The following is a 21,473-nucleotide window of genomic DNA, read 5'->3' on the forward strand; positions in this document are numbered from 1 at the left end:
GCTATCCATCATGCAATTCGGCAGGTATTTCGAAGAATTCGAAGTCGGCGAGATCTACAAGCATTGGCCAGGAAAGACGGTGACCGAGTACGACGATCACCTGTTTTGTCTCCTGACGATGAATCATCACCCGCTGCATCTGGACAACCATTTCGCCAGCACGACGACGGATTTCAAGCAGAACGTCGTGGTCGGCAATTACATTTATTCGCTGCTGCTCGGAATGTCGGTCGAAGACGTGTCGGGAAAGGCAATCGCCAATCTCGAGATCGAGTCGTTGCGCCACGTCAAACCGACGTTTCACGGTGACACCATCTACGGCGAAACCGAGGTGCTCGAAACGACCCCCTCCAAGTCGAAAGACGACCGGGGCATTGTGAATGTGGAGACCCGGGGCTACAAACAAGACGGTGAGATCGTCTGCATCTTTCGCCGCAAGGTGCTTGTTCCCAAACGGAATTATGGCAACGTCCGGGGCGGCGACCAGCCTGGACGTCCAGTGCCGATCAAGGAAACACGATGAAACAGCGCTACGAGGCCTTCGTCGACGGCGTAGAACGTCGGACGCGTGCGGGCGAGTACTTCGGCACTCACGATCCTGCGACCGGAGAGCTCATCGCAGAGGTGGCGCGGGCAAAGTCAGAGGACGTCGATAACGCGGTCGCATCTTCGCTCGCCGCGTGTGCCGGTTGGCGAGATTCCGTTCCGGCCGCACGCGGGCGAGTACTTCTCGACGTTGCCCGCCGAATTCGCACAGAGGCAGAGGCGCTTGCGCGACTGGAGACGTTCGACACCGGTCAGACATTGCGGCAATCGCGAGTCGACGTGGAGACCGCGGCGCGCTATTTCGAGTACTACGGCGGTGCCGCAGACAAACTGCACGGCGAAACAATTCCGCTGGGTCCGGACTACCTGTCCTACACGCGGAACGAACCGTTCGGCGTCGTCGGCGTGGTAACACCCTGGAACGCCCCCATCAACCAGGCTGCGCGTGCGATTGCGCCCGCGCTCGCTGTGGGAAACACCGTGGTCCTCAAGCCGGCCGAAGACACGCCGTTGACAAGCTTGGAGCTGGCGCGCATCGCCGCAGATGCTTCGCTTCCCCCCGGCGTCTTCAACGTGGTTCCCGGATTCGGCGCCGAAGCCGGCGCCGCGCTCACTGAACATTCTGGAGTGCGCAAAATCGTGTTCACGGGGTCGGTGGAGACGGGTCGCGCGATCATGAAGGCAGCCGCCGGGAGGCTCATTCCGCTAACGCTGGAACTCGGCGGGAAATCACCCGACATCGTGTTCGACGACGCCGACCTCGACAAGGCTGCGGCCGGCGCGTGGGCGGCGTTCACTATGAAGGCGGGCCAGATCTGTTCTGCAGGAAGCCGATTGCTGGTGCACAGCTCAGTTCACGACGAGATCGTCGAACGGCTTGTTTCGTTTGCAAAGAGCACGGTGATCGGTCCAGGCATCGACGACCCGGACATCGGTTCGCTTGCCACCAGAGGGCAGTTCGAGAAGGTGAAGTCCTACCTCGAGTTGGGTCCCCGTGAAGGGGCCCGCGCCGTAACAGGCGGCGCGCCAGCGACATCCGGCGCGCTGAGCAAAGGGCTGTTCGTCGAACCGACGATCTTTGTCGACGTCGACAACAGTATGCGGGTGGCCCGAGAGGAGATCTTCGGACCGGTGCTCACCGTGCTGAAGTTCGACACGGACGACGAGGCAATCGAAATTGCCAACGACAGTGACTATGGTCTGGTCGCCGGCGTGTGGACTCGCGACTTGACGCGCGCACATCGCGTCGCCGCTGCACTCGAAGCTGGCCAAGTCTTTATCAATCAGTATTTCGCCGGGGGAGTGGAGACACCGTTCGGCGGCTACAAGATGAGCGGATTCGGCAGAGAAAAGGGCTTCGAGGCACTCAAGCACTACTGCCAGTTCAAGACAGTCACGGTGCGAATCTGACAGCGAAAAGCCATGAACCAGTTGCACGTAACCCACAACCAGACGCTGAGCAGATTTGAACTCACGCACCCGGGTAATCGGTTCGTCGGACTACTCGGGTACGTCGATTCGCGGACGCTACTGTCCGAGACCGCTGCGCCGCGTGTGATGTTGTTTCTGCACACCATCATCTCCGACGAGTACGACGATGCCGATATGGCCGTCTATATCGTCCGCGGATCGTTGGACCACGCGCGCTCGCTCGGCTGGAAGGTGAATGCGGTGTGCACGCATGTCCAGCAATTCGTCGACGATCATCCCGAGTACCGCGACGTGATCGTCTGAGTCACACAAGCGATTCGATGATTTGTGCGGTGGCCTTGACCTGCTTGCCCCACCAGGGCACACGCTGCTCGTCGAATCTCGACTCGGGCATCGAAATGCCCACTCCACCAATGGGTCCGCCGTCATCGCCCAACACGGCTGCGCCGATCGCACACACACCCATCCGGTTCTGGTTGATGCTGACCGCGTAGCCGACTTCGCGTATGTCTTCAAGCTTGCGACGGATCGAGTCCGGATCGGTGTCGGTCTGCGGTGTCAGCTTCTCGATGGGCGACGCAAGCAATCGGTCGACCTCGTCGTCGGGCAGACGCGACATGATGGCCAAACCGCCTGACGTGTGCGGTAATTGCCAACTACTGCCCAGCTTGATGTAGGTGCGGACCGCTTGTTGCGAGTCCATGCGCTCGATCTGCACGGTACGTTCGGCACCGTCGCGGACCTGCAGCGTGATCGTTTCATTCGTCAAATCACGGAGTTCCCGCATCGGTTCGAGAGCGACGCCACGTAGGTCACCTTTGTCCCAGCCCCGCCGGCCGACGGCAAGCGCCCTGGAAGTCAGCTTCCAGCGGGTGTATTCGCTTCCGTCGCTGCGGATCCAGCCAGCGTTCGACAGACCCAACAGGGTCCGCTGAACAGTGGACTTCGGTAGGCCGAGGGTGCGCGAGAGCTCGCCGACTCCCACCGGCTGATGCTCTGCAACTGCCTCCAACACCCGTAACCCACGTTCGATACCCTGCACGAAACGTTCCTCTCACGCCTCGACATTTTCTTCCTTGCTGTGCCAATTATCGGCACGGTATACCGATATTGTCCAGTACCTCGATCCGGCGAGCCGCTGATGGTGTCCTTGCAAGGATCTTGAATACTCCGGTGGCGGTCGCGATCATATGGTCGTCGGCGGTGAGATCGGTGTCGGCGAAGACGAGCGACGCAGTCCTGCGGACGACGCGCGGTCGGGCGATGAGGAAGTCGCCCACACGCAACGGCATCACGAAGCTCATATTGAGTTGCACCGTCGACATGTTCTCGGTCAACGTCGTCTCCAGCGCGAGACTCCCGAGTGCCCGATCGGCGAATGCGACGATAAGCCCACCCTGTACGACGCCCCGCAAATTGCGATGCTTCGTTTGACAGACAAGGCCGAATTCCCTAGTACCGCAATTGACTCTCGTGTGCATAGGGCCTATTAGACCGATGAATCCGTCGTCGACGAGTTCTTCCCATGGCGTTTCCATGTCTCTCCGTGCTGTTGGGGAGGGTGCGCGACGCACATCAGCCAGTGAAAGCGCGAGTTGCTCTCACTGGCTGATGTTGCGCGCTCGTGAGTGTGAGCGCTAATTGGCGGCCGCAAGTGCCTTCGCGGGGATCACCGAATCGCGAATTTCCCACAGGACCGGCTTGATGCATCGGAAGAACTGCGCCGGATCCTCACTCATCGGGAAGTGGCCCAGTCCCGGCATCGGAAATATCTTTGCGCCGTCGATCTGGTCGGCGAGTGCTTGGCCTTCCTCCGGCGTGGTCGCAAAGTCGTACTCGCCGTTGAGAACGTAAACAGCCGTCTTCGAGGTGTCGATCTCCTTTGCGGTGTCCCGCAGATCGTGCTCGACGCTGTAGTAATGCAGGTCGCCCTTGAACACGGGCGGCGAGCCCTGGCTGTACACCCACGTCGTTTCGCGGCGGCCGACCTCGGGAGCGGTGGGGGATGTCAGCGAGTACATAGCTGCAGGCTTGGCGTCATTGCTGATCTCCGGGTGGAACCAGTAGTCGAGGTAGTAGCCCGGTGAATGCAGCGCCGCTTCGAGACCGACGACAGCGCGGAACTTGCCTGGGTAGTGCAGTGCCAGGTCGGGTGCGAGGTTGCCCCCCATGGAACTTCCCATGTAGACCGCATCTTCACAACCGAGCGCGTCGGCGAGTCCGACAACGAACTTCATGAAGAAGCCCTGGGTCAGGTTGTAATCCTGCTCCCACCATTTCACCGAGAGCGGAGGTAGCGATCGTCCGTGATACGGGAGATCCCAGGCGATTACGCGGAAGTTCGACGTGATCTCCTCATCTTCGAGCAAATGACGGTACTGCCGGCCGTCGCATCCCGCGGTGTGCTGTACCAGCAGGGGGATGCCTTGGCCGCTCTCTTCGTAGTAGACCCGGTACTCGATGTCGTCGATTGTCAGATAGAGATACCGGCCGATTGCCTTGTCGTGCTTCACGGTGGTGGTCATTTCGCCTCCTCGACGACTTTCGTGTAGGAGCTCATGAGCTTGAACAGCCTTCGCAGCGCAGCGTAGTAGGCGAAGAACATCTTCATATCCCCGCCAAACCTGAAGTCGTGCTTGGTGACTGCCGCGAACAAGTCCTGGTAGAACGGTCGTGGAACGTCCACGAACAACTGCGCCCATTCGTGCTCGGGTGCATAGATTTCGATGTCGTAGTTGCGGGACAACGTCATGAAGTTGTCGCCCGCGGGCGGCGCCATCGACTCTAGACGGCCGTCGCGGAACTTGAGGATGTACGTCTCCACGCCCAGTCCGACGCGGACGATCGCGTTCCAGTAGCGCGCCGCGATAATGAATTCGGGGTCTCTGTTCAGAGCCTCTGTGAATTCCTCTGTTGCCACATGCGGCATGGCATTCCCTCCTAAGGAAGCTGACTGTGTGCCCAAACGCGCGGTCCGAGAGACGTTCCGCGCTACTCGACTACCTCTGAACTGTGCCGCTCATCGGTACGCCGTGCCCATTTAGTATGTGCACAGGGTCACATAATGTCAACGCTTCGCGATCAAAGTGTTGAAAAACGGCACGGCATACCGACTAGCAGCACGCTGCGAGCCGACGGCTGGCTCTGCAGCACACAGTGGAGACCGTCACGGCGTGTCAGTGGAGTGGACTTCTTCCGGCGGCTGCCCGAGGCCAGGGTCGAGTCTCGGATCGGGACAACGCTGACACCCAATGTCCTTTACTGCATCTCGACTGCCCGGCTTGCGATGGGCCGTTCACGCGCTACGCACACCAGGATCGACGGTGCCTGGTATTCGACGACGAGTCAGACCAACGTGCTTGCAGCCGACACGGCGCGGCTTCCTCGCAACCTCGATCTGCGGCTTGGGCAGGGGCGCCTCTCCGATGATCTGCGCTCACTCGCGCCGATCAAGACTATTCAGCTCGACGTGTCTACCGACGCCCAACTAGCCCTACACATGTTGGTGCTCAGGGCGACCGGGTGGGCTTGCGACAACTGCGCCGTAGCTGAGTGGAACAGCGGAAGTTCGCCTACAGCGATCGCTGCGGTCCGACACCCTCCGCGATTTCGCTCGTGTACCGCTCGTGCGCCCGTCGTGCGGCGAACCTGCAGACCTGCGTGCGAATATGGGGGAGTTCAAATCCGACGCCGATGACGCTGACGGGAGGCCGTAGCGATGAACGGCCCGGTGGACTCTGGAGATTCGCGGGTGGTCGTCGAGACCGACCACGCCCGCACAAGCTACGGTCCTGGTAGGAACGTTCGAATAGGCCGCGATCCACAGCTCGAGATCACGATCGTCGATCCGCTGGTGTCGCGTGAACACGCCCGGCTGACGTGGGATGACGGCTGGGAGCTGGTCGACTCCGGCAGCAAGAACGGGATCTTCGTCGGCGGTGAGCGCCGTGAGCGGGTGCCCATCACGGATTCGGTGCAAGTCCGATTGGGCAACGCCACCAAAGGGCCCGTTGTGCGGATCTCGATCGAGGATCCGGATGCGACGCGACAGGACGTGGGCGGCCGATGGGATGAGTCGACGATCGGGTCGGGAACCTCGGCTGCTGCGGTCCCGGGCCGCATGCCGGACCATCCGATTCCCGCAGATTCGCTCACGGTGGGGCGGTCGCCGGACAACGACATCGTCGTTCGGGACGTCCTCGTCTCACGCCGGCACGCCGTCGTCCACGGCGGGCCGTCCGGACTCGAGATCGATGACCTCGGGAGCGTCAACGGGACATTCGTCGGCGGGGCGCGGGTCTCCCGCGCGCCATTGTCCGACGGTGACGTCGTCACGATCGGCAACACGGATCTCAGCGTGCAGGATGGTCGACTTGTCCCGCGGCAGGCGGTAACTCCGACCGGAGGCCTGCGTGTGGAAGGGGTCGGACTCACTATCGAAGGCGGCCGGCGCTTGCTCGAGGACATCAGTTTCACCGCGCCGCCGAAGAGCCTCACAGCGGTGATCGGCCCGTCCGGCGCAGGTAAGACCACCGTTGCTGGAGTCATCTCCGGTTCCCAACGACCCACTGAGGGCGTGGTCGAATTCGACGGCCGCAGTGTGCATGCCGAGTACCAGGCACTGCGCTCCCGCATCGGGTTGGTTCCCCAGGACGATGTTGTGCACCGGCAGTTGACCATCAGGCAGGCGCTCGGTTACGCCGCCGAGTTGAGGCTGCCTCCGGACACCAATCGGGTCGACCGCGAAGAGGTGGTCGCAACGGTGCTCGGCGAGTTGCAACTCACCGAGCACGCCGATACCCGGATCGATCGTTTGTCCGGAGGGCAGCGCAAGCGCGCGTCGGTCGCGCTGGAGTTGCTGACCGGACCGTCCCTGCTGATCCTCGACGAACCGACCTCGGGCCTGGACCCCGCGCTCGACCGCCAGATCATGGCGACGCTGCGCCGCCTCGCCGACTCGGGGCGCGTCATCGTCATCGTCACACATTCGCTCTCGTACCTCGAGATGTGCGATCAGGTATTGCTCCTCGCGCCCGGTGGCAAGACTGCCTACGTGGGTCCACCGGACCAGGTCGGGGCAGTGCTGGGCAGCACAGACTGGGCGGACATCTTCGCTCGCGTGGCGTCCGATCCCGACGGCGTTTTCGCCGAGTATCGCGCTGGTCGCGTATCGGGCGAACGGCCGCCGCCGAGCCCGCCGGGGGAACTTGGCCGTCCTGCGCACACGTCGACGCGGAAGCAGTTGAGCACCGTTGCGCGGCGCCAGGTTCGGCTGATTCGGGCGGACCGCGGCTATCTGATGTTTCTGTCGCTTCTGCCCTTCGTGCTCGGTGGGCTTTCCGTGCTCGTTCCCGGCGACACCGGCTTCGGGCCGTCGGGCCTCGACGACTCCGGCGAACTCACGCAGATTCTGGTCGTGCTGATCCTCGGTGCAGCCTTCATGGGCTGTTCGCTGACAATCCGCGACCTCGTCGGCGAACGCACGATCTTCCAGCGGGAACGCGCCGCGGGCCTGCTGCCCTCTGCATACCTGGCGGCGAAGATCATCGTGTTCTGCGCCGCCGCGATCGTTCAGTCGATTGTCATGGTCTCGATCGTCTTTGTGGGAAAGGGACTTCCGAGTCGGGGCAGCTTGCTCCCCTCCGGTCCCGTCGAACTGATCCTCGATATCGCCGTGATGACGTGCACCTGCGTACTGGTCGGGTTGGCCTTGTCGTCCGTCGCCCGCTCGAACGAGCAGGTGATGCCGATGCTGGTGGTCACGATCATGGTGCAGTTGGTGATGTGCGGAGGACTGATCACGATCACCGGACGCGCAGTGCTCGAACAGCTCTCGTGGCTTTTCCCATCGCGCTGGGGTTTCGCCGCTGCCGCATCGACGGTGGACCTGCGCACCAACGCGACGGGTACGGAGCCGGACACACTCTGGCAGCACAGTGCATCGTGGTGGCTACTCAGCGTCGGTGTGTTGGCGCTCATCAGCGGCGTGCTTGCCGTCTTCACCTACAGCCGACTTCGGCTGCGCCGCAACAAACAAAGTCAGGCCCGGTAGGGAGACCGACCCGGGAAGTCCAGCTCAAAAAATCGCCATCGGATTGACAGGCGAGCTTGTGGCACCCTTGAACCGCCACGGACTGACGCTGACGAAGAACGTCCAACGCTGCTCTGCGGCACAGGCTTCGGCGAGGGCATCGAGGTCTGTGTTGTCGAGTATCGGCATGCCGAAATAGGGGATGAGGACCATATGCATCGGTTCGGTCCAGCGTTCGAATCCAGCTAGCGGCGGGTGCACGTCGCTGTCGGAATCGCTGCTGAGGACTGATACGCGCCGCTCGCGCAACCATGGCAGGCACGAGGCGTGTAGCCCGGTCCCGCGCTGATAGGTGTTGTCGACGCCACCGCCGTTGCGTACGAACACGATGTCGGCTTCTCCGACTTGGACCTGGTGCAAACGTTCGGCGGATTCGAGGTCCTCCGGTCGTATTACCGAGCCGACCTGGAGCGGACCGCCACGCGCCTCGGCGACGTCGAGCAGCACACCACGGCCGACGATGCCGACCTCGCCGATCCGTTCGATGCCGAGGCGCTGGGCTCCGCTCGGAGTGACCTCGTCGACAGAAAAGCCGTTGTACATGCCCTGTTTGCCCTCGGGCGTGAAGATGTGGCACAGGGCGTCCACGTGCGTGACTGCGAAGCCGTGATAGGTCATGCCAATTTCGTCGATACAGCCTGATTCTTCGGGCAACGGATCGTCGTAGCGCTTGATCTTGTAGGTAAGGTCGCGGAGATTGGGTGTCGTCGAACTGATCTCGCGTGCGAAAGGCACTACTCGTCCGGTGCGAATCAACGCCGTCGCCGCGAGCCTTGTCTGTGGCGTCATGTAGTTCAACGTCCCGAGTTCGTCGTCCTGGCCCCACCTTCCCCAATTCGACAACGACGGCAGTGCGCGCTCGAGGTCGGTATCGTTTTCGATTTCGATAGTGGGGGAGGTCGGCGTCGAGGGCGAAGCCACGGCGGGTTCTGTTGTGTCACTGACACATCCAGTCATTGCCAGTGCTGCTGCGCCTGCGAAAAGACTGCGTCTGGACAGCCGGAATGCGACGTCCGTTGGCTCGTTCATCGCTAGATCGTCCCGCTTTCGAATTGCGGCGTCTACCCGGTTCGTCAGGGCAGTCGGTCGCGCCGGCGGGTCAAGGCGGCGGTCTCGGCGGTGTTGCCCGCCAGGTCGATGGCGCGGTCGTACGCGGCGCGCGCCTGCTGACTGCGGCCAAGCCGGCGCAGGAGGTCGGCACGGGTGGCGTGGTAGGCGTGATAGCCGGCCAGATTGTCGGCGAGCCGGTCGACGGCGGCCAGTGCCACCTCAGGGCCGTCGAGCTCAGCGGCTGCTACCGCTCGGTTCAGGGCGACGATAGGCGAGGAGTCGACGCGGACAAGCTGGTCGTAGAGGGCAAGGACCTGCGACCAGTCGGTGTCGCGCACGTCGCGGGCAGATGTATGCACGGCATTGATCGCGGCGAGGATCTGATAGCGGCCGGGCGCCTCCCCGGCGGCGGCAGCGGCGAGGCGCTCGCGTACGAGCTGGTGACCTTCGGCGATCAGCGCGCGGTCCCAAGCGGCACGGTCCTGCTCGTCGAGGCCGACCAGTTCGCCGTCGGCCGACAGCCGGACCGAACGGCGCGCCTCGATGAGCAGCATCAGCGCCAGCAGCCCGGCCACCTCACCGTTGTCCGGCAACAGAACTCGGATCAGGCGGGTGAGGCGGATCGCCTCGGCGGTCAGGTCCTGACGAAGCGGGTCGGTGTTGGGGCCGGTCGCCAGGTAACCCTCGTTGAAAACGAGGAAGAGGACGGCGAGTACGCCGGATACGCGTGCTGGGAGGTCCTCGGCGGCGGGCATCCGATAAGGGATGTGTGCCGCCTTGATCTTGGCCTTCGCGCGGGTGATCCGCTGCTCCAAGGTGCTTTCCTGCACGAGGAAGGCACGGGCGATTTCCGGCACGGTCAACCCGCCGAGCATGCGCAGGGTCAGCGCAACGCGCGCTTGCATCGCGAGCGCTGGGTGACAGCAGGTGAAGATCAACCTGAGCCGGTCGTCGTCGATAGCCCCGAGAGGCTCGTGCGGGTCGTCGTACACGAGCAGAGCCTCCCTGTGTTTGTCGTCGCGCTTGTTCTCGCGCCGGATCCGGTCGATGGCTTTGCGATTGGCGGTTGTGGTCAACCAGGCGCCGGGGTTGGGAGGTACGCCATCGGTCGGCCACCGCTCGACTGCAGTCGCGAAGGCTTCGGCAGTCGCCTCTTCGGCTCTGTCGAGGTCGCCAAATCGCCTGGTCAGAGCAGCGACCACCCGTGCCCACTCCTCATGGTGAGCTTGGGTGACCACCTCTCGGACGTCGACGTCGTTCACCCGAACGGCCGCACTTCGACTCTGCGGTTGCAGCTCTTCGACCCATCGGCGGCGAGCTCCAGCGCCACGTCGAGGTCGGGGGCCTCGATGACCCAGAAGCCGGCGAGGTACTCCTTGGACTCCAGGAACGGCCCGTCGGTGAACAGCGCGTCGCCGCCCCGGCTGTCGACGACGGTGGCGGCCGCCGGTGCGGCGAGGCCACCGGCAAAGACCCAGTATTCCTCGGTCCGGAGCCGGTCGTTGAACGCGTCGATCGCCGCGTGGCGGGCCTGTTCCTCTGTGGCGTCCGGGATGACCGAGTTGGTCTCGTCGTCGATCACGGAAAGCAAGTACTGCATCTGACGATCATCTCCTCTGTGTACGTCAGACGGTTGCATACAGTGGGCGCCCGGCCGGCCGGAGGACCTGAATCGTCACACCCTTCGAGTCGACTCGTGACTCGACCAGGTCGAGTCGAATGTCCGGTCCGTTCTGCGGGAAAAGTCGCGCGCCCTGGCCGAGAATCACAGGAACCACGATCAGTGTCATCTCGTCGACAAGGCCGTTCTCCAGCAGCCACGGAATCAAAGTGCCGCTCCCGTGCACCTGTAGCTCGCCTCCCGGCTGCGCCTTGAGCTCGGTGAGTGCGGTCGCGAGGTCGTCGGTGGGCAGAACTGTTGTGCCCGACCATTCTGGATCGGTGAGCGTGGTCGACGCAACGTACTTCGGCGACCTGTTCAGTGCGACGCCGACGGGGTGGTTGCGCATTTCTTCGACGGCTCCCCAGCCACCGGCGAAGAGCTCGTATGTCCGCCGGCCGAACAGGAACGCGTCGGCGCGCTGGTAGGTCTCGGCAATCAGCGTCCGAGTGTCGTCGTCGCCAGCCCCCTTAGCCCAACCGCCGCGCTCGAATCCGTTCCGGCGGTCCTCTTCCGATGCGCCGCCGTTTCCCTGCACGACTCCGTCGAGGGTTATCTGGGTCATGGTCGTCAGTTTCACTTGGGGTTCCTTACCTCGGCGCTGCCCCTCGTGGGCTGCTTCACCCCTTCTACGAACGCCACCGGCCCGAGCCGACATCGCCGCCTATATTTCTTTGAGAGTTTTTTCCGGCACGACATCGCGCGGACCTTGGGGCCGGAGCCGATCCAGTTCGATGCTCCTCGCCTTGGGTTAGGACGACACCGGTTCCCGCGGAGAAATCTCGATGGCGATCGACGCTTCCTTGCGTCGCGCAACTCGTGCGGCAAGTTCGCCCAATCGCCCCATCAGCCAGTACTTGCGGTTGACGATCTTCCGAACTCTTGGGCTGTCGTCGAACTCGAGGATTCGCGCCGTGCCCTCGACGATCGGCGACCCGGGCGTGATCGTCCCGCGGATACTGCAGGGCTGCAGTGTGACCTCGGGATTTCGGCGGACACGCTTTACCTTGTACGCGTCGGTGTCGGAGAAGAAATAGAGCTTGTCATCGGACGGCGCGATCCAGATCGGAGTCGCGACCGGGCTCCCGTCCTTGCGATAGCTGGTGAACGACACATAGTCTGCCCGGCCGACCTTTTTCCATGCTTCGGAACTCGTCATGGCGCCATTATGGGTCGGCGAGCGCGACGACTGGTGGCAGACCTGCTCACCCTCGGGCAAAATGCACTGTATGTCCGATTGGAAGTATCTGGACGTGATCGTCCCGGTAGACCTGAGCGCGGACGATCAGCAGGCGTGGATCCGCACGAAGGTGGTGCAGCACTGCGTCGAAAACGGGGAGTGGCCGGTGCGCATAGTCGCGAAGTCGAGTGTTTCGATTCCAGACTCGCCCGATCATCAAGAATGGCGGGCGGCCTACCAAACCGGGGAACGGGGTCACGGCATCCTGTAGGACCAGCGGCGAATTCGCCGCCGGCGACTGCGTAGTCAGGGTTTGCGCAGCAGTGTCTCCAACGTCGCTCGAGCGCCGCTGCGGTGCAGGGAGTCGAGCGCCCAGAGATACGCCTCGACGAAACGGGGTTCGGACGCGAGATTGCCGAATACGGCGGTGTTCTCGATGAACGCTGTCGGATTTTCCCGCTGGGACTCAGCGATCGGAATCAGCGATTCGGCGAGCTGATCAACGACCTTGATCGGCTCGCCCTGCTCGTCGACCCCCTCGGTGTAGCGCGCCCAGCTTGCGACCGTTGCCGCGGCCAGGCGGACGGGCTCACCGGAGTCGAGGTTGGCGCGGACCACCGGAAGCAGCCATTTCGGAATTCGGTCCGACGAGTCGGCGCACAATCGCGCGATCGTGTCCCGTACGCCGGGATTGGCGAAGCGCTCTATCAGCGTCTGCTTGTACTCCGGTAGCGAGATGCCGGGCACCGGCTTCAGGGTCGGTGTCGCCTCGGAATCCATATATGCGAGAAGGAATTCGGCGAACAGCGGGTCGTGGGCAGCGTCGTGAACAAGTCGGTACCCGGCGAGGTAGGCGAAGTAGCAGAGACTCTGATGACTGGCGTTGAGCAGTCGCAGCTTCATCAACTCGTACGGCGTCACGTCGTCGACCAACAGCACGCCGCTCTCCTCGAAAGGCGGTCGGCCATCGGAGAAGTCGTCCTCCAGAACCCATGAGGTGAACGGCTCCGCAACCACGGGCCACTGGTCCTCGACGCCGAATTCCTTCCCGAGGTCCGCGATGACTTCTGGCGTCGTCACCGGAGTGATCCTGTCCACCATCGAGTTGGGGAACTTCGTATGGTTTCCGATCCACTCGGCGAGATCGGAATCGATCCGCTCGGCATAGGCGATGAAGGCCTCCCGCGCGACGTGACCGTTTCCTTCGATGTTGTCGCAGGACACTATGGTCGGCGAGGCGACACCGCGGTCGCGACGCCGCGCAAGGGCTTCCACGACCAATTGGAAGACGTTTTCCCGGTCTTCGGCTGCGGGCACGTCGATGTTGTAGCCGCCCTCGGTGATGGTCAGGGAGATGATGCGGGTGGTCGGCGCCGCCAGCAGTTCGATGACGGCTTCCGCGTCGTCGGGTGCGTAGCGGTAGTCGACTATCGAGCCGATCACCCTGGCGTCTCGACTACCGTCCGGGTTCTGCAAGATCAGGGTATAGAGCCCGTCCTGACTCTCCATGACCTCCTTCATCTTTCGGTCGGCAGGCATCACACCGACGCCGCAGATGCCCCAGTCCCGTGCGAGCCCCTTTTCGAGCAGACGGTCGACGTACATCGCTTGATGGGCTCGGTGAAATCCGCCGACTCCGAAGTGGACTATGCCGACCTCGACCTTGTCGCGGTCGTAGGTCGGGCCGGCGATCGGGAGTTGTCCCAGTGTGGACTTGTCGAGTTTCATGAGACTTGCACCACCGCTTTCACGCTTCCTGCCGTCTGATCGGAGTCGAGGGCTTCGGCTGCCTTCTCCAGGGGGAACCGTGCAGTGACCATAGCGTCGAGATCCACACGCCCGCTTCGGATCAGGGCAATCGCGGTCGGCCAGGTGTTGGCATAGCGGAACACCCCGGTGAGTACGAGTTCACGGTTCTGGATGAGTTGGGTTGGCAGCGACATGGTTTCGGCGCCGGACCCGACCAGGACGACTGTGCCGGCGGGACGGACTGCCTGCATGCCGCCCGCAACGGCGGCCGGAGCACCGGAGGCGTCGATGAACGCGTCCACCCGCAGGCCGGACACGTCCTGGGCCATGGGGTCGACGACCGAGGTAGCACCGAATGCTGCCGCTCGTTCTCGGCGTGCCTCGTCGAGGTCGGTGACGACGATTTCGGTTGCGCCGTATGCGCGTGCGACCTGAGCGACCATGATGCCGATCGGGCCGGCACCCGCGATGAGTACGCGCGAACCGCCCGCAACGTCCGCCTTGCGGACAGCGGCGATACCGACCGACAGTGGCTCACACAACGCGGCTGCCTCGTCGGAAACCGTGTCTGGAACCGGGTGGGCGAAGGCCGCACCGATTGTCACGTAGTCGCAGAGTGCGCCGTCGATCGGAGGTGTCGCGTAGAACTGCATCTGCGGGCACAGGTTGTAGTGGCCGCTGCGGCTTTCGGCGCTCTCGGGATTTGGGCGCTGCGGTTCGATCGAGACCCGCTGTCCGACACGCGAGGTCGATACACCGTCGCCAACGGCAACGATGGTTCCGGCAGCTTCGTGACCGAGCACAAGAGGTGCCTTCACGACGAAGCTGCCCACGCGACCGTGGCGGAAATAGTGGGTATCCGATCCACAAACTCCCACGGAGGACACGCGAACCAGTACGTCGCCGGGTGCGGGACTGGGTACAGGACGGTCCTCGATATCGATTTGCCCCGTGTGGGTTAGCACGGCGGCCCGCATTCGAGTCGACGGAGAAAGTGTTGAGTGCGTCACATTTGCCATGCTAACGTACTGAGCATAACAACGCACCCCTGAGCATTTGCTCAGGCTCGGACAGGTTGGAAGGCGACTCCGATGCCCAGATCGATGGCGGACGGCAAGATTGCCGGGTCGATCGCGAACTCCGAGGCCCCGGCGCTCCGGCGGACAGCGGAAGACCTACGGCTGGCGTTGCGTGCGGCGGTCCTCTACTACGTCGACGGACTGACGCAGGCCGAAGTTGCTGTCCGACTCGGTGTCTCGCGGCCGACTGCCGGCAGGCTCGTAGCGCGGGCGAAGTCGAACGGATTGGTCCGTATCGAAGTTGTTGTGCCGCCCGAGCTTCGAGATGATCTGCACGCGGAGGAAGAGCACGAGCTGGAAAAGCGCTTCGGGCTCACCGAGGTGGTGATTGCCGGCCGCGGTATCGACGTCGGGGCATCCTCTGGCCCAACGGCATTCGCCAGCGTCGGCCGTGCGGCTGCCGCTTTGCTCATGCGGCGGTTGGGTCCTGCGGATGTTATGGGCTTCACCTGGGGTCCTGAGCAAGAAGCGGTCGCCCGTGCGGTAGTTCCGGGCGTTGCGGATTGTCGCGCAGTGGTTCAGCTCGACGGTGCCATGTCGGCCGTGCTCTACCAGACGGGCGCGGATTACATCCTGCGCCGATGCGCCGACGCACTTCGAGCCGAGGCGATCCGACTGCCTGCGCCCCTGTATGCGGACCCCTCGACGGTGGCGTCGATGCGCCAGGACTCGGTGATGTCCCGAACGCTCGACACCGGGCGTACCGCCGATCTGATGCTTTTCGGCGTCGGTGCCGTTTCGACCTCGACGACGCTGTTCGAGGGCAGCTTTCTCGACACCCGGATGCTGGACGAGCTGGGAGCCCTGGGCGCGGTGGGGGAGATCGGCGGCCGATTCTTCGACGCCGACGGCATTCCCGTCGAAACCGAGCTGCAACACCGAGTCATCTCGGTTCCGCTCGAGGACGTCCGCGCCTGCGCGAAAACGATTCTGATTTCCAGTGGTTCTGCCAAGCATCAAGCGACGCTGGCTGCCCTGAAGGGCAAGCTTGCCAGGCTTCTGGTGTGTGACATCGATTGTGCCCGTTGGCTACTCAGCCAATAACAAGTGAGGTGAAGGTGTGAAGAGAACACGAAAAGCACTCCCGAGGCTGGCCGCATGCGCGGTGGCCTCAACTCTGGTGCTGACCGGTTGCGCCGGCGCCGGGTCGCTCGGTTCGTCCGGCGACACCATCACCATCGCGATGGTGTCGAACAGCCAGATGACCGACGCCCGCGAGCTGGCCAGCCAGTTCGAGGAGGAAAACCCCGGCATCGAATTGAAGTTCGTCACGCTCTCCGAGAACCAGGCGCGCGCCAAGATCACGGCATCCACCGCGATGGGCGGTGGGGAGTTCGACGTGGTGATGATCAGCAACTACGAGACGCCGCAATGGGCCGAGAACGGTTGGCTGGTCAATCTGACGCCGTATGCACAGGCAACCCCCGGTTATGACGAGAACGACTTCATCGGATCGCTGCGGGAGTCGTTGTCCTACGAGGACAACATGTACGCCGTTCCGTTCTACGGCGAGTCGTCGTTCCTGATGTACCGCAAGGACCTGTTCGAACAGGCGGGAATCACGTTGTCGCCGAAGCCGACTTGGCAAGAGGTCGCCGACGCGGCAAGGCGCCTCGACAGCCCCGATATGGCCGGCATCTGCTTGCGCGGCAAGCCGGGCTGGGGTGAAGTGCTCGCACCACTGGACACCGTGATCAACACCTTCGGCGGCCGCTGGTTCGACGAAGACTGGAACGCGCAGCTCACGAGCCCCGAAACCGTTGCGGCAGTGAAGTTCTATGTCGACCTGGTCCGCGAAGTCGGTGAACCCGGTCCTGCGACAAGCGGATTCAGCGAGTGCGCAACGCAACTTTCGCAGGGGCGGGTCGCGATGTGGTACGACGCGACGTCAGCGGTGTCGGTACTCGAAGATCCCGCGTCGAGCGCGGTCGTCGGGAAGATCGGCTATGCGCCGGCGCCGATCGTCGAAAAGGACAACGCCGGCTGGCTCTACACCTGGGCGCTGGGCATCCCTGAAAGTAGCGACAAGCCGGATGCGGCATGGAAATTCATTTCGTGGATGACGGACAAGCAGTACATGAAGCTGGTCGGAGAAACCCTCGGCTGGGAGCGGGTTCCGCCTGGCAGTCGGCTGTCGACCTACGAGATTCCGGAGTACGCCGAAGCGGCCAAGGCGTTCGGTCCGCTGACGCTGGAGTCGATCGAAAACGCCGATCCGCTGCATCCGACGGTCGATCCGGTCCCTTACACGGGCGTGCAGTTCTTGGCGATCCCTGAATTCCAGGATCTGGGAACGCGGGTCAGCCAGCAGATCAGTGCCGCAATCGCCGGTCAGAAGTCGGTGGAGGACGCACTCGAACAGGCACAGGAATACGCCGAGGTCGTCGGCAAGACCTATCAGGAGAATTCATGACCACCATCGCTCGCGGTGCTTCGAGCACCGAGCAGGACTCCGAGCACGTCGCGCGGATCAAGAAGGCGCAAGATCCAGGCGTCTCTCGCGCCGAGGGGTGGCGCCGTCGGGGACCGCTGCTCCCGGCCCTGATCTTCATGGTCGTCGTCACGCAGATCCCATTCCTCTTTACGCTCTACTACTCGACGCTCTCCTGGAACCTCGTCCGACCGGGCTCGCGAAAGTTCATCGGGCTCCAGAACTACATCGACGTCGTCAAGGACAGCACGTTCTGGCAGATCGCTTTGAACACCGTCGTTCTCATCGTCGGTACCGTTCTGATCTCGGTGGTACTCGGGCTGTTGCTGGCGCTCTTGCTGGACCGCGCATTCCTCGGTCGTGGCCTGATCCGCACACTGCTCATCACACCGTTCCTCGTGACTCCCGTTGCGGGAGCGCTCATGTGGAAAACCGCGATGCTCGATCCTGTCTTCGGCATCGTCAACTGGGTGCTCTCACCGTTCGGTGTCGACAACGTCGACTGGGTGAGCCGATTCCCACTCTCCTCGGTGATGATCGCGCTGGTGTGGCAGTGGACCCCGTTCATGATGTTGCTCATCCTGGCCGGCCTGCAATCGATGCCACGCGACCAGCTCGAAGCCGGCCGGGTCGACGGAGCAGGATCGTTGCAACTCTTCCGTGAGCTGACACTCCCGCACCTGCGCCGATTCATCGAACTCGGCACGGTGCTCGGCGCGATCTACCTCGTCAACACATTCGACGCGATTTACATGATGACTCAGGGCGGACCCGGTACCGCGAGCGCCAACCTGCCCTTCTACATCTACCAGCGCGCGTTCCTGGGCTTCGATATCGGCCAGGCGGCGGCAATGGGCGTCATCGTCGTCATCTTCACCATGGTTATCGCCAGCTTCGCGCTGCGCTTGATCTTCAAATCGTTCACCGGCAAGGAAGAGGCCGCCTGATGAGTACTTCGACTCCTGAGACACGCACTGCCACAACGACTTCTCCCGGCGCCGGCCAGACGGTCGCGAAGCGGAAGCGCAAGCACCGCAAGTTCGATCCGTGGGGCCTTGTGGCCTGGGTCGTTGGCCTCATGTTTTTCTTCCCAGTCTTCTGGATGGTGCTGACCGCTTTCAAGCAGGAGGTCGACGCCTACACCACGACGCCGAAGTTCTTCTTCAAGCCGACGCTCGAAGGATTCAGAGCGGTGTTCGACCAGGGTGTCGGCACCGGGCTGCTGAATTCGCTCTTCGCAACGTCGGTTTCGACCATCCTGGTACTCGCGCTCGGCGTGCCGGCAGCGTTCGCGCTGTCACTACGGCCGGTCCGCAAGACACAGGATGCTCTGTTCTTCTTCATGAGCACCAAGATGCTGCCGATCGTCGCGGCGATCATCCCGCTCTACGTGATCGTCTCCAATATCGGACTGCTGGACAATATCTGGGCCTTGATCGTCCTCTACACCTCGATGAACCTGCCGATCGCGGTGTGGATGATGCGGTCCTTCTTCCTCGAAGTGCCGGGGGAGTTGCTCGAGGCCGCGAGCCTGGACGGTGCCAGCCTGTGGCGTGCGGTGCGCGAGGTCATTCTGCCGCTGGTGTCGCCGGGCATCGCGGCGACCGCGTTGATCTGCGTGATCTTCGCGTGGAACGAATTCTTCTTCGCGGTCAACCTGACCGCTGTCCAGGCACAGACCATGCCTGTGTTCCTCGTCGGGTTCATCGCCGGCGAGGGCTTGTACTGGGCCAAGCTCTGCGCGGCGGCGACGATGGCCGCGCTGCCGGTCGTGCTTGCCGGCTGGGTCGCGCAGAACAAGCTGGTTCGCGGACTGTCCTTCGGCGCCATCAAGTAAATCTTCGCCTCCCCAATCCCGAAAAGCTTTGAAAGGTAACGACAATGGCTGCAATTACGTACCGGAATGCATCGTGCATCTACGAGAGCTCCGACAAGCTCGCGGTCGATTCGCTCAATCTCGATATCAAGGACGGCGAGTTCGTCGTCCTGGTCGGTCCGTCCGGGTCCGGCAAGAGCACCGCGCTGCGAATGCTCGCAGGACTGGAGGACATCGATGAGGGCACTATCGAAATCGGTGGCAAGGACATGGTCGGCGTGCCGTCCAAGGACCGCGACATCGCGATGGTGTTTCAGAACTACGCCCTCTACCCGAACAAGACCGTCGCCGAGAACATGGGCTTCGCCCTGAAACTGCGTGGGGTTCCTGCCGATGAGCGCCGCCGGAAGGTGGAGCAGGCGGCAAAGTTGCTCGACCTGACCGAGTTCCTGGACCGCAAGCCGGCAAAGCTCTCCGGTGGTCAGCGGCAGCGAGTTGCGATGGGTCGGGCAATCGTTCGCGAACCGCAGGTGTTCTGCATGGACGAGCCGTTGAGCAACCTGGACGCGAAACTGCGGGTGCAGACGCGCACGGAAATCGCTGCCCTGCAACGTCGACTGGGCACCACCACCGTCTACGTCACCCACGACCAGGTCGAGGCAATGACGATGGGTGACCGCGTTGCTGTGCTGCGCTTCGGCAAGCTGCAGCAGTTCGCTTCGCCGTCCGATCTGTACGACCGTCCGGCGAACGCGTTCGTTGCCGGATTCATCGGGTCTCCCGCGATGAACCTGATGACCCTGCCGATCACGTCGGACGGCGTTCGGGTAGGCGAAGGCTCGACACTGGAGCTGGAACGCGATCAGTTGACTGAGCTGCACAACGCGGGCCTCAACGAGGTCACGGTCGGGATCCGGCCGGAACAGCTCGAGATCGCCGATTCCGGTGGTATCGAGGTCGTGGTCGACCTCGTCGAGGATCTGGGCAGCGAGGCCTACGTCTACACGCACGCAGGACCCGACGTGACTCTTGTTGCCCGGTCGATCCGGCGGTCACCGGCCAAGCTGGCCGAAACGGTTCGGCTGCGCAAGCAGGAGAACGGCGTTGTGCACCTGTTCCATCCGGAGACCGGTGAGCGCATCGGCAAGTGACGGCATCGGCTCGGGCTAGGTATGCGCGCTCCCGAGTTCCGCCTTCGCACACCATCGGTGGGTTTGGTCGCCTTGCCCTGGGACCGGCCGCTGTCGGAGTGGATCGTCCCTGACGTTCCACTTCGCGACATCGCGGTGGGACCCAGTCGTCACCTGGTCAAATTCGTCGAGGCCGACGACCAACTGTGGGCGGTCAAGGACATGCCTCCGCGGATCGCTGCCAAGGAATACGAAGTCCTGCGCAGGCTCGAAGAGCTGGGCCTGCCCGCAGTGCGCCCGGCGGGTCTGGTGCTGCAACCCGAGTTCGACACCGCGATTCTCGTCACGCACTATCTCGAAGGATCCTGGCAGTATCGTCGACTGTTCATGCGCCTACCACCTGATCAGCCCAAACACCGTGCGCGCCTGCTGGATTCGATGGCAGGGCTCCTCGTGGAGCTACATCGCCACGGCGTTTTCTGGGGCGACTGCTCGCTGGCAAATACGCTGTTCTCCCGCGACGGCCAGGTGTTGCAGGCGTGGCTCGTGGACGCTGAAACGAGCGAGGTGCACCCCACGCTGAGCAGGGGACAGCGGCAGTACGACCTCCAGATCATGGTGGAGAACGTCGCGATGGGGATGATCGATCTCGCTGAGCGACTCGAGCGTCCAGCGGAACTGCACGAGACGCTCATCAGGGAAGCCGAGCAGATCGAAGTGCGATACAACGCGTTGTGGGACGTGCTCCACGCGGAACCAGTCTTCGGTTACTCGGACAGGTATCGCGTCGAAGGGACAATTCGCCGCCTCAACGAACTAGGTTTTGCCGTCGACGAACTGTCGATGCAACCAGTCAGTGCCGATCCGAATCAGCTGCGGGTGCACGTCGCGGTAGGGGATCGTCGCTACCACGCGGATCACCTGGACAGGCTGACCGGTCTCGATGTGGGGGAGGGCAGGCTCGGATCTTGCTCGGCGACTTGCACACCTACCAGGCGATGGCGTGCGGTCGCGACATCGACGAGGCGACTGCTGCGCGACGGTGGCTGGCGGAAGTGCTCACACCAGGCATGGAGCAAGCGCACGCTGCGGTGCACCACACCGGTTCTCCGATTCAGGCCTACTGCGATCTGCTGGAAGTTCGGTGGTTGCTCAGCGAGAAGGCAGGACACGACGTCGGCACGAGCAAAGCCCTTGCGGCACTTGCTCGTGACGGCATACCGACCGACTCCGCGGCGAAGATGGGAGTCGCCGAGGTGCCGACCGCACCATTCTCGGTACTGTCCCTCGAAGACGACTAGTGACTACTG

21 protein-coding genes and 1 pseudogene are annotated in these 21,473 nt (G+C 62.9%); 11 read left to right on the plus strand and 11 right to left on the minus strand.

The window, feature by feature from the left end:
• Positions 1-10: 10 nt before the first annotated feature.
• Genes JGU72_RS20915 through JGU72_RS20925 form a run of 3 tightly spaced genes read left to right on the plus strand, consistent with a single transcriptional unit; the run spans position 11 to position 2,280 of the window.
• Complete coding sequence (locus tag JGU72_RS20915) at positions 11-523, plus strand: MaoC family dehydratase (RefSeq protein ID WP_199685961.1); 513 nt, start codon at positions 11-13, stop codon at positions 521-523.
• Positions 520-1,956 carry an aldehyde dehydrogenase family protein gene (locus tag JGU72_RS20920; protein ID WP_199685962.1) on the plus strand — a complete coding sequence of 479 codons (1,437 nt, stop codon included), beginning with the start codon at positions 520-522 and terminating at the stop codon, positions 1,954-1,956. Before JGU72_RS20915 ends, JGU72_RS20920 begins: the two co-directional genes overlap by 4 nt.
• Before the next feature lie 12 nt (positions 1,957-1,968).
• Positions 1,969-2,280, plus strand: coding sequence for a GNAT family N-acetyltransferase (locus tag JGU72_RS20925; RefSeq protein ID WP_199685963.1), 312 nt, complete (start codon positions 1,969-1,971; stop codon positions 2,278-2,280).
• Position 2,281: 1 nt separating this feature from the next.
• Here the strand turns inward: JGU72_RS20925 and JGU72_RS31305 are convergent, their stop codons facing one another.
• From JGU72_RS31305 to JGU72_RS20945, 4 genes are all read right to left on the minus strand, one after another.
• Positions 2,282-3,019 (minus strand): IclR family transcriptional regulator, encoded by a 738-nt coding sequence (locus JGU72_RS31305; protein ID WP_199685964.1) that lies wholly within the window; start codon positions 3,017-3,019, stop codon positions 2,282-2,284.
• Between the two features lie 46 nt (positions 3,020-3,065).
• Positions 3,066-3,392 carry a PaaI family thioesterase gene (locus JGU72_RS20935; protein ID WP_233532720.1) on the minus strand — a complete coding sequence of 109 codons (327 nt, stop codon included), beginning with the start codon at positions 3,390-3,392 and terminating at the stop codon, positions 3,066-3,068.
• Positions 3,393-3,614: 222 nt separating this feature from the next.
• On the minus strand, positions 3,615-4,502 hold the full coding sequence (locus tag JGU72_RS20940) for an alpha/beta fold hydrolase (protein WP_199685966.1): 888 nt from the start codon (positions 4,500-4,502) through the stop codon (positions 3,615-3,617).
• Entirely contained in the window at positions 4,499-4,906 is a 408-nt protein-coding gene (locus JGU72_RS20945) for a hypothetical protein (RefSeq protein ID WP_199685967.1), read from the minus strand. The genes JGU72_RS20940 and JGU72_RS20945 overlap by 4 nt, the downstream gene beginning before the upstream one ends.
• Before the next feature lie 789 nt (positions 4,907-5,695).
• On the opposite strand from JGU72_RS20945, the gene JGU72_RS20950 reads away from it, so the two are divergent.
• On the plus strand, positions 5,696-8,029 hold the full coding sequence (locus JGU72_RS20950) for an FHA domain-containing protein (protein ID WP_199685968.1): 2,334 nt from the start codon (positions 5,696-5,698) through the stop codon (positions 8,027-8,029).
• Between the two features lie 24 nt (positions 8,030-8,053).
• Here JGU72_RS20950 and JGU72_RS20955 read toward each other — a convergent pair whose 3' ends face one another.
• From JGU72_RS20955 to JGU72_RS20975, 5 genes are all read right to left on the minus strand, one after another.
• Positions 8,054-9,097 (minus strand): cyclase family protein, encoded by a 1,044-nt coding sequence (locus tag JGU72_RS20955; protein ID WP_199685969.1) that lies wholly within the window; start codon positions 9,095-9,097, stop codon positions 8,054-8,056.
• A 44-nt stretch (positions 9,098-9,141) separates the two neighbouring features.
• Positions 9,142-10,380: an RNA polymerase sigma factor gene (locus JGU72_RS20960; protein WP_199685970.1), complete on the minus strand. Its 1,239-nt coding sequence runs from the start codon at positions 10,378-10,380 to the stop codon at positions 9,142-9,144.
• Positions 10,377-10,718: a YciI family protein gene (locus JGU72_RS20965; RefSeq protein WP_199685971.1), complete on the minus strand. Its 342-nt coding sequence runs from the start codon at positions 10,716-10,718 to the stop codon at positions 10,377-10,379. The genes JGU72_RS20960 and JGU72_RS20965 overlap by 4 nt, the downstream gene beginning before the upstream one ends.
• 25 nt (positions 10,719-10,743) lie before the next feature.
• A complete protein-coding gene (locus JGU72_RS20970) occupies positions 10,744-11,358 on the minus strand; it encodes a dihydrofolate reductase family protein (protein WP_199685972.1) in 615 nt (204 codons plus the stop codon).
• Positions 11,359-11,529: 171 nt separating this feature from the next.
• Positions 11,530-11,937, minus strand: a complete 408-nt coding sequence (locus JGU72_RS20975; RefSeq protein WP_199685973.1) for a PPOX class F420-dependent oxidoreductase — start codon at positions 11,935-11,937, stop codon at positions 11,530-11,532.
• 70 nt (positions 11,938-12,007) lie between these two features.
• Here JGU72_RS20975 and JGU72_RS20980 point away from each other — a divergent pair, with 70 nt between their 5' ends.
• A complete protein-coding gene (locus tag JGU72_RS20980; protein WP_199685974.1) occupies positions 12,008-12,229 on the plus strand; it encodes a hypothetical protein in 222 nt (73 codons plus the stop codon).
• Between the two features lie 35 nt (positions 12,230-12,264).
• On the opposite strand, the gene JGU72_RS20985 is transcribed toward JGU72_RS20980, so the two are convergent.
• Both JGU72_RS20985 and JGU72_RS20990 read right to left on the minus strand, forming a co-directional pair.
• Positions 12,265-13,686, minus strand: a complete 1,422-nt coding sequence (locus JGU72_RS20985; protein WP_199685975.1) for a mannitol dehydrogenase family protein — start codon at positions 13,684-13,686, stop codon at positions 12,265-12,267.
• Positions 13,683-14,684 (minus strand): NAD(P)-dependent alcohol dehydrogenase, encoded by a 1,002-nt coding sequence (locus JGU72_RS20990; RefSeq protein WP_199686125.1) that lies wholly within the window; start codon positions 14,682-14,684, stop codon positions 13,683-13,685. The genes JGU72_RS20985 and JGU72_RS20990 overlap by 4 nt, the downstream gene beginning before the upstream one ends.
• Positions 14,685-14,810: 126 nt before the next feature.
• Between JGU72_RS20990 and JGU72_RS20995 the strand changes: the two genes are divergently transcribed.
• From JGU72_RS20995 to JGU72_RS21020, 6 genes and pseudogenes are all read left to right on the plus strand, one after another.
• On the plus strand, positions 14,811-15,830 hold the full coding sequence (locus JGU72_RS20995; RefSeq protein ID WP_233532815.1) for a sugar-binding transcriptional regulator: 1,020 nt from the start codon (positions 14,811-14,813) through the stop codon (positions 15,828-15,830).
• A 46-nt stretch (positions 15,831-15,876) separates the two neighbouring features.
• Positions 15,877-17,199: an ABC transporter substrate-binding protein gene (locus JGU72_RS21000; protein ID WP_233532816.1), complete on the plus strand. Its 1,323-nt coding sequence runs from the start codon at positions 15,877-15,879 to the stop codon at positions 17,197-17,199.
• Entirely contained in the window at positions 17,196-18,164 is a 969-nt protein-coding gene (locus JGU72_RS21005; protein ID WP_199685978.1) for a carbohydrate ABC transporter permease, read from the plus strand. Before JGU72_RS21000 ends, JGU72_RS21005 begins: the two co-directional genes overlap by 4 nt.
• A complete protein-coding gene (locus JGU72_RS21010; RefSeq protein ID WP_199685979.1) occupies positions 18,164-19,054 on the plus strand; it encodes a carbohydrate ABC transporter permease in 891 nt (296 codons plus the stop codon). Before JGU72_RS21005 ends, JGU72_RS21010 begins: the two co-directional genes overlap by 1 nt.
• A 44-nt stretch (positions 19,055-19,098) precedes the next feature.
• A complete protein-coding gene (locus JGU72_RS21015) occupies positions 19,099-20,184 on the plus strand; it encodes an ABC transporter ATP-binding protein (RefSeq protein WP_199685980.1) in 1,086 nt (361 codons plus the stop codon).
• A gap of 21 nt (positions 20,185-20,205) precedes the next feature.
• Positions 20,206-21,464 (plus strand): annotated as a pseudogene (locus tag JGU72_RS21020) (DUF4032 domain-containing protein).
• Positions 21,465-21,473: the final 9 nt, after the last annotated feature.

This window comes from Antrihabitans auranticaus (genome assembly GCF_016481275.1).
Lineage (GTDB): Bacteria > Actinomycetota > Actinomycetes > Mycobacteriales > Mycobacteriaceae > Antrihabitans.

Coding starts and splice junctions, on each gene's coding strand:
- JGU72_RS20980 (WP_199685974.1), top strand. CDS start 12,008: ATGTCCGATTGGAAGTATCTGGACGTGATCGTCCCGGTAGACCTGAGC.
- JGU72_RS21010 (WP_199685979.1), top strand. CDS start 18,164: ATGAGTACTTCGACTCCTGAGACACGCACTGCCACAACGACTTCTCCC.
- JGU72_RS20940 (WP_199685966.1), bottom strand. CDS start 4,502: ATGACCACCACCGTGAAGCACGACAAGGCAATCGGCCGGTATCTCTAT.
- JGU72_RS20920 (WP_199685962.1), top strand. CDS start 520: ATGAAACAGCGCTACGAGGCCTTCGTCGACGGCGTAGAACGTCGGACG.
- JGU72_RS20990 (WP_199686125.1), bottom strand. CDS start 14,684: ATGCGGGCCGCCGTGCTAACCCACACGGGGCAAATCGATATCGAGGAC.
- JGU72_RS20985 (WP_199685975.1), bottom strand. CDS start 13,686: ATGAAACTCGACAAGTCCACACTGGGACAACTCCCGATCGCCGGCCCG.
- JGU72_RS20925 (WP_199685963.1), top strand. CDS start 1,969: ATGAACCAGTTGCACGTAACCCACAACCAGACGCTGAGCAGATTTGAA.
- JGU72_RS20950 (WP_199685968.1), top strand. CDS start 5,696: ATGAACGGCCCGGTGGACTCTGGAGATTCGCGGGTGGTCGTCGAGACC.
- JGU72_RS20995 (WP_233532815.1), top strand. CDS start 14,811: ATGGCGGACGGCAAGATTGCCGGGTCGATCGCGAACTCCGAGGCCCCG.
- JGU72_RS20955 (WP_199685969.1), bottom strand. CDS start 9,097: ATGAACGAGCCAACGGACGTCGCATTCCGGCTGTCCAGACGCAGTCTT.
- JGU72_RS20965 (WP_199685971.1), bottom strand. CDS start 10,718: ATGCAGTACTTGCTTTCCGTGATCGACGACGAGACCAACTCGGTCATC.
- JGU72_RS20915 (WP_199685961.1), top strand. CDS start 11: ATGCAATTCGGCAGGTATTTCGAAGAATTCGAAGTCGGCGAGATCTAC.
- JGU72_RS21015 (WP_199685980.1), top strand. CDS start 19,099: ATGGCTGCAATTACGTACCGGAATGCATCGTGCATCTACGAGAGCTCC.
- JGU72_RS20945 (WP_199685967.1), bottom strand. CDS start 4,906: ATGCCGCATGTGGCAACAGAGGAATTCACAGAGGCTCTGAACAGAGAC.
- JGU72_RS20975 (WP_199685973.1), bottom strand. CDS start 11,937: ATGACGAGTTCCGAAGCATGGAAAAAGGTCGGCCGGGCAGACTATGTG.
- JGU72_RS21005 (WP_199685978.1), top strand. CDS start 17,196: ATGACCACCATCGCTCGCGGTGCTTCGAGCACCGAGCAGGACTCCGAG.